Source organism: Dyadobacter sp. OTU695 (assembly GCF_038440355.1).
Taxonomy (GTDB): Bacteria; Bacteroidota; Bacteroidia; order Cytophagales; family Spirosomataceae; genus Dyadobacter.
Map to the genome: position 1 here is coordinate 151,358 of NZ_JASATN010000008.1, position 11,611 is coordinate 162,968.

Annotated in this window: 8 protein-coding genes; 7 read left to right on the forward strand and 1 reads right to left on the reverse strand. The window is 48.0% G+C overall.

What is annotated here, in order from left to right; all coding sequences use genetic code 11:
- Window positions 1-89: 89 nt before the first annotated feature.
- From rpsO to menD, 4 genes are all read left to right on the forward strand, one after another.
- Window positions 90-365, forward strand: a complete 276-nt coding sequence (gene rpsO, locus AAHB90_RS16690; protein WP_342086346.1) for a 30S ribosomal protein S15 — start codon at window positions 90-92, stop codon at window positions 363-365.
- 112 nt (window positions 366-477) lie between these two features.
- Window positions 478-2,613, forward strand: coding sequence for a polyribonucleotide nucleotidyltransferase (gene pnp, locus AAHB90_RS16695; RefSeq protein ID WP_342086347.1), 2,136 nt, complete (start codon window positions 478-480; stop codon window positions 2,611-2,613).
- A gap of 65 nt (window positions 2,614-2,678) precedes the next feature.
- Complete coding sequence (locus AAHB90_RS16700) at window positions 2,679-3,542, forward strand: sigma-70 family RNA polymerase sigma factor (RefSeq protein WP_015810559.1); 864 nt, start codon at window positions 2,679-2,681, stop codon at window positions 3,540-3,542.
- Between the two features lie 83 nt (window positions 3,543-3,625).
- Complete coding sequence (gene menD / locus AAHB90_RS16705; RefSeq protein ID WP_342086348.1) at window positions 3,626-5,335, forward strand: 2-succinyl-5-enolpyruvyl-6-hydroxy-3-cyclohexene-1-carboxylic-acid synthase; 1,710 nt, start codon at window positions 3,626-3,628, stop codon at window positions 5,333-5,335.
- Between the two features lie 50 nt (window positions 5,336-5,385).
- Here menD and AAHB90_RS16710 read toward each other — a convergent pair whose 3' ends face one another.
- On the reverse strand, window positions 5,386-6,420 hold the full coding sequence (locus tag AAHB90_RS16710) for a tetratricopeptide repeat protein (RefSeq protein WP_342086349.1): 1,035 nt from the start codon (window positions 6,418-6,420) through the stop codon (window positions 5,386-5,388).
- Window positions 6,421-6,447: 27 nt separating this feature from the next.
- On the opposite strand from AAHB90_RS16710, the gene AAHB90_RS16715 reads away from it, so the two are divergent.
- The 3 genes from AAHB90_RS16715 to AAHB90_RS16725 all read left to right on the forward strand — a co-directional run bounded on the left by AAHB90_RS16715 (window position 6,448) and on the right by AAHB90_RS16725 (window position 11,584).
- The gene (locus AAHB90_RS16715; protein WP_342086350.1) at window positions 6,448-6,699 is read left to right on the forward strand and encodes a hypothetical protein; all 252 of its coding nucleotides are present in this window, start codon (window positions 6,448-6,450) and stop codon (window positions 6,697-6,699) included.
- A 160-nt stretch (window positions 6,700-6,859) separates the two neighbouring features.
- Entirely contained in the window at window positions 6,860-9,871 is a 3,012-nt protein-coding gene (locus AAHB90_RS16720) for a tetratricopeptide repeat protein (protein ID WP_342086351.1), read from the forward strand.
- Between the two features lie 42 nt (window positions 9,872-9,913).
- On the forward strand, window positions 9,914-11,584 hold the full coding sequence (locus tag AAHB90_RS16725) for a TonB-dependent receptor (protein ID WP_342086352.1): 1,671 nt from the start codon (window positions 9,914-9,916) through the stop codon (window positions 11,582-11,584).
- Window positions 11,585-11,611: the final 27 nt, after the last annotated feature.

The window sequence follows — 11,611 nt, forward strand, 5'->3', positions numbered from 1 at the left end:
TAAAAACCGGTTTAAAAAGCCTACTTTTGCAACTTTATTTGCGGCAAGGTGCCGTAATGCTACATATCATTTAATCTGTTGTTACAATCATGTATTTAACCGCGGAAAAGAAGACCGAGATCTTCGAATCGAAAGGTTTTAAAAAGGAGGGCGCCGACACGGGCTCTGCTGAATCACAAATTGCTTTATTTACGTACCGTATCAATTATCTGAACGAGCACCTTAAAACGCACAAGAAAGATAATGATACACGTCTGGGCCTCCTCAAAATGGTAGGAAAGCGCAGAAGATTGTTGGATTATCTTTACAAAAAAGACATCAATCGCTACCGTGCGATCATCGCCGAATTGAACATACGTAAGTAATTTGAAATCAGGGAACTTGACATATGTGAAAGTTCCCTGATTTTTTGCGGAAAAAACAAGAACTTATCGGGGCGTCAGGACGGCGTCTCACAGCTACAAAAAACAATATTCTATGCTCTTTAATATAGTTACCAAGACTATAACCTTACCGGACGGCAGGGAAATCACAATTGAAACAGGAAAATTAGCGAAGCAAGCCGACGGATCGGTGGTAGTTAGGATGGGTAACACCATGTTGCTGGCTACGGTTGTTGCTAACAAGGATATTAAGGAAGGTCTCGACTTCCTGCCATTGTCGGTTGACTATCAGGAAAAATTCGCATCTGCGGGACGTATCCCGGGAAGCTTCCAACGTCGCGAAGGCAAGTTGTCTGACCATGAAGTATTAACAAGCCGTTTGGTGGACCGCGTATTGCGCCCTCTTTTCCCGGACGACTACCACGCAGAAGTACAAGTAAACATTCTTTTGATCTCTGCTGATGCGGAAGCATTACCGGATGCACTGGCTGCACTGGCTGCATCGGCTGCATTGGCTGCATCGGATATTCCTTTCGGCGGACCGGTTTCAGAAGTTCGCGTTGCCAAGATCGACGGCAAATATGTAATCAATCCAGGAACTACGGAATTACAAAACGCTACGCTTGATCTGATGGTAGGCGCGACGTATAACGATATCGCGATGGTGGAGGGTGAAATGAGCGAAGTATCGGAAGAAGAGGTAATCGAGGCGCTGAAAATCGCACACGCAGTAATTAAGGACCAATGTGCTGCGTTGAAAGAGTTCGAAGCGGCTGTTGGCAAAACAGAAAAAAGAGAATACGTAGGCGATCCGTCTGACGAGGCACTGGAAGCACGTCTGCGCGAGTTTGCCTATGGCAAAATATATGCGGTAACGCAGTTGGGTTCTACCAACAAAACAGTAAGAAAAGATGGTTTCAAAGCTGTTTGGGAAGAATTTAAAACGACTATTACCGAAGAAGAAGAATTCAACGAAGCGCTGGCAAAACGTTATTTCAATGACCTGGTTTGGGAAGCATCCCGCCGCCTGGTTCTTGACGAGCGGAAGCGCCTTGACGGCCGTCGCCTGGACGAAGTGAGGCAGATCGCTTCGGAAGTTGATTTCCTTCCTAACGCACATGGATCTGCGCTCTTCACGCGCGGGGAAACACAATCTCTGACCACCGTAACGCTTGGTACCAAGCAGGACGAGCAGATCATTGATACCCCATTGAAATACGGATACAGCAAATTCCTTTTGCACTATAACTTCCCCGGTTTCTCAACAGGTGAAGTGAAGCCTAACCGCGGTCCGGGCCGTCGTGAGGTGGGCCACGGTAACCTCGCATTGCGTGCACTTAAGAAAGTGTTGCCGCCGGTTGAGGATAACCCGTATACCATCCGTATCGTGTCCGATATCCTCGAATCGAATGGATCGTCGTCTATGGCGACCGTTTGTGCAGGATCACTGGCGTTGATGGACTCAGGTCTGAAAATTAAAGCTCCGGTATCGGGTATTGCAATGGGTCTTATCTCGGACGAAGCAACCGGTAAATACGCGGTTCTTTCCGATATCCTGGGCGATGAGGATCACCTGGGGGATATGGACTTCAAAGTAACCGGAACGGCAGAAGGTATTACTGCCTGCCAGATGGATATGAAGGTGAACGGCCTTTCATTTGAAGTATTGACCGAGGCATTGATGCAAGCGAAAGCGGGCCGTCTGCATATCCTTGGTGAAATGAATAAAACCATCACCGAAAGCCGTCCTGACCTCAAACCACATACACCACGTGCTATCGTGATCAAAATCGATCGCGAGATGATCGGTGCTGTGATCGGGCCAGGCGGAAAAGTAGTTCAGGATATCCAGAAAGAGTCGGGCGCAACGATCTCTATCGAAGAGAAAGACGGTGCGGGCTTCGTAAGTATATTCTCGGCTGATAAGACTTCCATGGATAAGGCGGTTGCACGGGTTAAGGGCATCATTCTGGTACCTGAAATCGGCGAAATCTATTCCGGTAAAGTGAAATCGATCATGCCATTCGGAGCGTTCGTTGAGTTCCTTCCAGGCAAGGATGGTTTGTTGCACATTTCCGAGATCAAATGGGAGCGCCTCGAAAAAATGGACGGTGTTCTGGAAGTAGGGGAAGAGGTGCAGGTCAAGCTGGTCGAAATCGATAAGAAAACAGGAAAATACCGCCTTTCACGCAAAGTATTGTTACCAAAGCCTGAGAACAAAAAAGATTAATTCAGTGTTCTTCTAGGCAGGAACGGTAAAAACGTCGTTATATAACATACTTAATAAAGACATAGATGAGACAGCTAAAGATCAGTAAGCAAATTACCAACCGTGAAAGTCAGTCATTAGATAAATATTTGCAGGAGATCGGTAAGGTGGATTTGCTAACGCCGGATGAGGAGGTGACGTTAGCTCAGAAAATCAGGGATGGAGACCAGCTTGCTTTGGAGCGTCTGACCAAAGCGAACCTGCGCTTCGTGGTGTCGGTTGCAAAGCAATATCAAAATCAAGGCTTATCGTTGGGTGACCTGATCAACGAGGGTAACCTCGGTCTGATCAAGGCAGCACAGCGTTTTGATGAAACAAGGGGTTTTAAATTTATTTCATACGCCGTTTGGTGGATCCGTCAATCGATCCTGCAAGCATTGGCAGAGCAGTCACGTATCGTGCGTTTACCCCTTAACCGTGTAGGTTCTCTGAATAAAATTTCAAAGACCTTCTCGGAATTGGAACAGCGCTTCGAACGTGAGCCGTCACCCGAAGAATTGGCGGAAGTACTGGAAATCTCTTCTTCAGAGGTAGTTGATACCATGAAGATCTCCGGTCGCCACGTATCCATGGACGCTCCATTCGTACAAGGCGAAGAAAACAGCCTTTTGGACGTACTTGAAAACGATCTGGAAGACAAGCCGGATTCAGGATTGGTGAATGAATCGCTCCGCAAAGAGGTACAACGCGCACTATGCACGCTCACACAACGTGAAGCGGACGTAATTGCCCTGTATTTCGGCCTGAATGGCGAGCATGCGATGACTTTGGAGGAGATCGGGGAGAAGTTCAACCTTACCCGTGAACGCGTGCGCCAGATCAAGGAAAAAGCCATCCGCAGATTGCGTCACGTTTCCAGAAGCAAAGCTTTGAAAACCTATTTGGGTTAATGCATCTTGAAATGCAAACCTTCTAATTACTTTAATAGCCTCTTTCGGGAGGCTATTTTCATTTTCAGACAAGGAAGTTTTCCATGGCTATTTTACAACCTTTGATCGACATGGCCGAGATCTGCTACCAGCAGGGCATTCGGCATGTGGTGATTTCTCCGGGCTCCCGCAGCGCGGCATTAACGCTTGCGTTTGTGCGCCACGGCGGCTTTCAGGCGCACGTATGTATAGATGAACGCTCGGCAGGCTTCATTGCCCTCGGAATGGCCCAGCAAATTGATTCTCCCGTGGTTTTGATCTGCACTTCGGGCAGTGCGGCATACAACTTCGCTCCGGCCGTTTCTGAGGCATTTTTTCAGCAGGTTCCACTACTCATACTCACGGCCGACCGGCCTAAGGAGTGGCAGCATCAGTACGACGGGCAAACGATCTATCAAACAGGCATTTTCGACCCGCATGTAAAGCGCTCGTTCGAAGTTTCACCTGATTACCAGCATCCGGACGTGCAATGGGCGATTAACCGGATCGCTAACGAGGCGATTAATCTGGCATCAATAGCCCCAAATGGCCCTGTACATATTAACGTGCCCATCCGTGAACCATTCTACCCGGGTTTGGAAGAGGATTTCAAGGCGTCTGATGAGGTCAGGATTATTAAAAGATCGGAAAAGGAGACAGTGTGGCCACAATCCATGTGGGAAGAACTGCTGGATGAATGGGAGAATGCTCCTAAGATATTGATCGCAGGCGGTCAGCAAAAGCCGGACGCCGCTTTAAACGCCATATTGCGGCGCATTACCGATGAATGGCAGATCCCCGTGCTGGGCGACTGTATTGCCAACTTATCGGGCGACGAATTTATACGTCATCACGACCTGTTTTTAGGCGCGAAAGATGCCGGCGATCTCCGTCCCGACTTGCTGATCACCTTCGGGATGTCTTTTATTTCGAAGGAGTTCAAACAATTTATTCGCAAAAACCCACCGAAATGGCATTGGCATATTGGTGAAGATGCGTTTTTGGCCGATCCGTTTCAGTCTGTGACACGGGATATCCCTGGAATTGCCGCCTCGTTGTTGGAGAAACTATTCGAGAGGCTTGATTATCAGTCTTTTGTTGAGAATTCAGATCTCAGTCAGGATACTTCATTTCATGACCTATGGCTTAGAAGTGAACGAAATGCACGGCAAAAGAAGCATGAATCACTGAAAAATCTATCACTGTTAAATGACCTATCTTTGTTAGATATCATAATTAAATATACAGATAATAGGTACCAGTTACATATTGCCAACAGTATGTCGGTGCGGTATGCCAATATACTCGCAACGGAAAACGAATGGCAAGGGGTGTTCGCAAACAGGGGAACGAGCGGGATCGACGGTTGTGTGAGTACCGCAATAGGCGCGGCGAAAGTGTCCGGTCAACCGACCCTGCTGATCGTAGGGGACGTTGCTTTTCTTTATGACCGGAATGGCCTGCTGATCAACAACCTGCCGCAGAACCTGAAAATCGTCGTGCTGAACAATGCGGGAGGAAATATATTCCGGATGATTGATGGCCCGGGAAATTTGCCGGAGCTCGAGACTTTTTTTGAGACTAGGCATTCATTCTCAGCCCAGCGTACGTGCGAGGATTCCGGAATTGCATATTTCCGTGTTTCCGGTAAAGAAGGTTCGGAAAGTATCGTAAAGGACTTTTTGAATTCCGACGGGATCGCCTTACTTGAAGGTTTCACCGACCCGGTCGAAAATACGAGGGCCTGGAAGGAACTTAAACGCGTGCTGCAATAGCTATTGCGTACGTGACCCGGTCTGCGCGACTCGATCTGCGCGACCCGATCCTAGCGGCAGTATTTGGCTGCCTCGGCCGTTGCCAGGGAGTCTTTCAGCAAGACTCCCTGCTTCCATATCTTGCAAGCTTCTGCCGTGTTTTTTTGCGCGAAATAAGCCTGCCCCGCCAAACCGTAGAGCAATTCCACAGGCTCGGCAATTTCGATGGCCTTCTTGAATGCATTTAGCGCTTCGGAAACATCTCCCTTCTGCTGATGATAAATCCCCAGGTTACGCAAGGCATAACCGTTTCTGGGCAGCTTATCCAGGGATTTTTCAATCAGATTCCGAGCTTCTTCTGCCTTTCCGGTTTGTAGCAGGGCATATGCCTTGTTGTTGAGCGAATAAGGCTCGGCGGGGTCCCTGCCCAGTACCTGGTCGAAGTAATCAATGGCTTGTGGCCACTGTTTGTTTTTCGAAGCGATGAGGCCGAGATTATTTAATGCCTGCGGTTGCGCAGGGTCAAGAGCGACGGCGGTTTCAAAATCCAACCGGGCCTCGGTGTAGGAGCCCATCCTGTAATAGACCGCACCACGGTTCACATAGGCTTCTACGTTCGTTTTGCTCAGTCGGATGGCCGCGTCATATTCGGGAATGGCGAGTGATGGGTTACCTTCGGCGTCGAGCAGGTTGCCTTTGACCAAATGATAGCGGGTCGAGTCCTGATATTGCTTCTCTATCTGAGCTAAATCCTCCCGGGCCTCTCTAATCCGGCCCAAATCGAGCGCGGCTTCCGACCGCACGAGATTTGCCTGTGCCAGTGTAGGGTCGATGCGGATCGCTTCTGTCAAAATCTCGTAAGCATCTTCCAGGCGCCCCAATTTCAACAAAGTTATCCCCTTGTTGAGATAGGCGTCCGAAAAATCTGCATTTTTGGCAATCGCTTCGTCATACAGCCTCAATGCCTCGGCATAGTTCTTTTGATTAAGTGCCTGGTTGCCTTTCAGAAAAAAATCGGCAGCATCCTTTTTGCTCTGGCTCGTGCAGTTTAGTAATGTTAGTACTAATAAAAGTAGCTGAAATAACGAATTGAATTTGAATAACATATAATTAGTAAAGTAAGAACACCAGTTATGAGGTACATCAAGGACATCCCTAACCCTCGCTACAAAATCGGTCTATACCAATGGAACAGCAAGTACATTATCAAAATCGAATCGGGAATGTACGAGCAAACTTACAAAATCGATGATTACGAAGTAGCTTCGGCAGAAGAGCTGGAAGCTTGTATGGATGAAGCGTTCACGCAAGCCATTGCCGATCGTTTCGATGCGATGCACGCCGATTTTAACGGCACGCTTATGCGCCATAATGTGCTTTTTTAGCCCAGACAGCGTATTCCTGACACGCGTACGTATACGGTTTTAATGCACTTTTCGTTAGATAGCAAACAATTTTAAGCGGTAAGTGAGAACCAAAATATTCTTTTGTCAGGATATGGCAGACCACAAAAACTTAATTCAAAACTCCACCAACTCAGTATCTATGGTTTTTAAACGCAGCGCCTCCACCATCGGCATGTTTGTATGTGTAGGCGCGTCTTCCGTAGTAGCCCAGAATACGCTTAGTATTACGGAGCCGGAAGCACACTTTCGCAACGGCCTCGAATATTATGCAAAGTCTAATTACGTGGCTGCAAGGCAGGAATTCGGCGAATTTCTGAATACGCAGGATAAGTTGCTCAGTACGAGCGATTACAATAAGGTTACGGCCGAGTATTATGTGGCGGTAACTGGGCTGTATCTCAATTATCCCGAGGCTGAAGTGCAGGTTGACAGGTTTGTCAAGAACCACGCCGAACACCCCAAAGCACAGCTTATTTATAGTGATCTGGGTAAATACTATTATGAAAGCGGCAATTACGAAAAAGCCATTACCTACCTCGAAAAGGCCGTAGACTTGCCTGGGGCAGGAGCGGGGAGGCTGGAAAGCACCTACCGGTTGGCAATGGCGTACTATAATACCAAGCAGCCGGACCTTGCGCTTCCGTTGTTTAATCAGGTGAAAAATGAAGCGGCTTTTGAGAATGCGGGCGACGCTTCCTTCTATGCGGGGGTAATCAATTACCAGAAAAACAACTTCGAAGAGGCCTACCAGGATTTCAAGCGAATCGAGGAGCATCCTTATTATAAAAACGAAGCGCCTAACTGGATCATTTCTTCTCTCTACCAGCTTAAAAAGTTTGACGAGCTCCTGGCATATGGCGAACGTATTCTTGGCGCACAGCGTGGCAATACCAAGCTCGATGACGTCGCTTTGTATGTTGCAGAGGTCTATTATGAAAAAGGCGACTATGCTAATGCTGTGAAGGCCTATGAACGCTATAAGCGTATGCGGCCAGGAGCGGTACCTCCGACAGTGGCCCTGCATTACGGTCATGCACAGTTCCGCAACAACAATTTTGAAGGCGCGATCACCTCCTTAAAGCCTATTGGAAATGGCAAGGATTCTGTTTCGCAGTACGCTTCTTATATACTTGGAATCAGTAACTTAAAGACAACCAATTTAAGCAATGCTTTAACGTCATTCGGTAATGCAGCAGCATTGGACTTTAACCCGGTTGTAAAGGAAGAGGCCATGTATAACCATGCAAAAGTGCAGTTGGAACTCGGTAATAACACAGATGCCGTGAAAGAGCTGAATAATTACATGGCGAAGTACCCTGAAAGCAAGCATACCGAGGAAGCAACGGAATTAGTGGCCGAGGGATATGCCAGCGCAAGCAATAGTTCCGCTGCGATAAAGTACATTGAGGCCCTGAAAACGCGCAATGCTAAAATAAATAGTACCTATCAGAGGCTGACTTATAATCAGGGCGTGACGGATTTCAATGCCGCACGTTATGAACCGGCAATCGAGATGTTCGAAAAGTCGCTGAAATTCCCGATCGATCCTGAGCTTTATAATTCGGCCATGTTCTATAAAGCCGAATCGGTGTATGGTTTGAAACGGGTGGATGAAGCGGCGACATTGTATAACCAGATTGCCAAGAATCCCAAAGCGGGCATTTACGCTAAAAAGAGCCTCTACGCTTTGGGATACATTTACTATAACCAGAAAAAATACAGCCAGGCGCTGCCGTACTTCCGTGATTTTACCAACAACATTGAAGGAATGGAGGCGGACATGATCGAGGACGCGCATGCGAGGCTGGCCGACTGTTATCTGGCAGCTAAAAATTACAGTGAGGCAATCCGTACTTACGAGCAGGTGGCCGCCAAAGGTAAGGTCGATAAGGATTATGCGATCTTTCAAAAGGCACGCGCGTACGTGTACATGAACCGCGAGGCGGAAGCGAAAAGGCAGTTTGAATTGCTGATCAGCCAGTACCCACAGTCGAAACACCTGGATAATGCCTATTTTCAGCTCGCTGACATCGATTTCCAGAATCAGAGCTATTCTGCGGCCGTGAAGGGATTTACACGCCTGATTAACGAAAAACCCAAGAGCACGCTTATCCCGGCCGCATTGCTCCGTCGTGCGCAGTCGTACTATAACCTGCAGGTTTATGAGCAGGCGATCGTCGACTTCCGCAAAATTCTCACCGAGTATTCCGACTCGCCATCCGCAGAAAGCGCATTGGAAGGTATCCAGGAAAGCTATTCGGCTGTGGGACGTCCGGAGGAGTTCAACCAGGTGTTAGGTGCTGTGCGCAAAAACAACCCGGGTAACGAGAAACTGGAAGGTGTGGAGTTCGATAACGTGCGAAATCTGTATTATGCCGAGAAATACGAGAATGCGATTTCTGCATTGCAGGAGTTTTTGAAAAGCTATCCTGCAAGCAAACACCAATACGATGCTACTTACTTCATCGCGTCGTCTTATGATAAGACCAACCGGGTGAATGAAGCGCTTCAATATTACAGTAAAGTGGTTCAACAAAACCGGTCGCAGTTTGTAGGTGCGTCGGCGCAGCGTTCGGCGGAACTGGAAATCGGTCGCGGTAACTTTAACAACGCGGTAACGAGCTTTCGGGTACTTTCGCGCAATGCGGAAAACAAGAAGGATCAGGCAACTGCCTGGACGGGCCTGATGGACACCTATTTCACCTTGAAGAGCTATGACTCGACGCTGTACTATGCGAAAGAGATCATTAATATGGGCAACGTCGTGCCGGCCAGTCTGGGTAAGGCGCAGCTTTACCTCGGAAAGGTGCCATACGAGAAAGGCGATTTGAAAAAGGCCGGTGAAGAGTTTAAGAAGCTTTCGACTTCGTCCAAAGACGAATTTGGCGCGGAAGCCGCGTACTGGTCGGCCATGGTTCTTTACAAAGAGAAGAAATACAAGGAAGCGGAAACGGCCATCATCGAAATGGGAAAAAACTTCGAGGGATACGACTTCTGGCGCGCGCGCTCGTTCATCCTGCTCGCGGACGTATACCTGGGCATGAACGAGAAGGTTCAGGCGAAGGCCACGCTGAATTCCATCATCGAGAATTCCGATGACAAGGAAGCGGTGGAACTGGCCAAGGAGAAGTTGAACAAAATTGAAAAATAACCCGTGAATTACGGTTTCATTAAACAGAAAAACTCGTTATCCATGACGCATTCCAAGATATTACGCTCATCCCTGTTTTTGCTCGCGCTGGGTTTCTCTTCCCAGTTCGCGATCGCGCAACGAGGAGAGATTGAAAGTCAGACCTACGAAATCTTAAAGGACAAAAGCATTGAATTCGCCCCGGCCGACCGGGTTTTCGATAAAGTACAGCCTGTGAAGGGCGAGACAGGTAAAAAGAAGGTGTCCTACCAGATCGTCGATCCGGAGATCAATATCGCTTCCCCGAAGCTGACGCCGGCAGTAGCTGCGTCGTCGGACGAACAAAGCCGCAAGGACGAACCCGATGTGCTGAACAATTATGTAAAAGCCGGCGGCGGCAACTATGGCCGGTTCTTGGGCGAGTTATTCGTAGGCGGACGGCCGAAGGAAGATCTCGCATTCACTGCACAGCTGAAACACCTTTCGGCGGCCAATGGCCCCGTGGATGACAAGAATTCGGCCAATGCAACTACTGGTTTTAAAATTGGGGGAAAATACATCCGTTCGAAGTACAAAGTCGATGCAGGCTTCAATTTTGACCGCAAAAACTATTATTTCTACGGCTACAAGCCGCAGCCCGAGGGCGTTGTGGTAAACCGCGACACAATCCGGCAGACAATCAATCAATTCGGGTTTAACCTGGGCTTCGAAAACACCGATGCTTCGGTGCTGGTAGATTACTCGGTAAAAACAGGGCTGAATACGTTGAAGGACCGCTACAATGCGTCTGAGATCGACTGGGGAACAAACCTGACGGCATCGGTACCTATTTCCGAAACGTTCTTTGCATTGCTGGAAGCAGACGCTTACGTATCACAGCGCGTCGACTACTTTACCTACAACCGTAATTTGTTCCGTGTTAAACCAACGTTCAAGTACGTGAACGACGTATTCTCGGTTTCGGCGGGTATCAATGCGGTTAACGAGACGGATAGTCAGCTGGACATCAACCGCACCAAAGCATTTCCTGCCGTAAACCTGGACGTGACACCCATTTCGGGCATTCACATTTTTGCGGGCTGGAATGGCGATATCGTGCGAAATACATTGCGAAGCATGCTGAGCGAAAACCAGTGGCTCGGTCCGAATGTACTGGTCATGAATACTGAAAAGACGTCGGACATCAGCGCGGGTGTTAAAGGAGAAACCGGTACAGGCATCAATTACGAAGGTAAAGTAGCCTATACTTCTTACAGGAATTTTTATTCCTACAATAACTCGCTTTCGGATACTTCGCGTTTCTCTGCCATTTTCGATCCGGGCAAGACCAAGGTGCTGACGATTTCCGCACAGGCCGGATACAATTTCAATGAATTGTTCAAAACCTCGCTCAAAGCCAATTTCTTTGATTACGCCGTGGATAAGGTAGAGGAAGCCTGGCATCGTCCCGACCTTACTTTGAACTGGTTCAATGCCCTTACCATCAGCAAAAAGCTCTTTGTTACGGCGGATTTTTATATGTTGAGAGGCTTGAAAGCGAAAAATTTTCAGACTGGCGCTGTCACCAAATTACCTGTGATTGCGGATCTGAATCTTAAAATCGACTACCTGTTAACCAGGAACTTCTCTGCGTTTGTGAACCTGAACAATGTACTGGGCAAGAACTACCAGCGCTACCAATATTACCCGCAGCAGGGTTTGAACTTTATTGCTGGATTGTCTTTTTCTTTTTAACTTCGCTGAGTTAACACCAAACTTTGC

Coding starts and splice junctions, on each gene's coding strand:
- rpsO (WP_342086346.1), top strand. CDS start 90: ATGTATTTAACCGCGGAAAAGAAGACCGAGATCTTCGAATCGAAAGGT.
- pnp (WP_342086347.1), top strand. CDS start 478: ATGCTCTTTAATATAGTTACCAAGACTATAACCTTACCGGACGGCAGG.
- AAHB90_RS16700 (WP_015810559.1), top strand. CDS start 2,679: ATGAGACAGCTAAAGATCAGTAAGCAAATTACCAACCGTGAAAGTCAG.
- menD (WP_342086348.1), top strand. CDS start 3,626: ATGGCTATTTTACAACCTTTGATCGACATGGCCGAGATCTGCTACCAG.
- AAHB90_RS16710 (WP_342086349.1), bottom strand. CDS start 6,420: ATGTTATTCAAATTCAATTCGTTATTTCAGCTACTTTTATTAGTACTA.
- AAHB90_RS16715 (WP_342086350.1), top strand. CDS start 6,448: ATGAGGTACATCAAGGACATCCCTAACCCTCGCTACAAAATCGGTCTA.
- AAHB90_RS16720 (WP_342086351.1), top strand. CDS start 6,860: ATGGTTTTTAAACGCAGCGCCTCCACCATCGGCATGTTTGTATGTGTA.
- AAHB90_RS16725 (WP_342086352.1), top strand. CDS start 9,914: ATGACGCATTCCAAGATATTACGCTCATCCCTGTTTTTGCTCGCGCTG.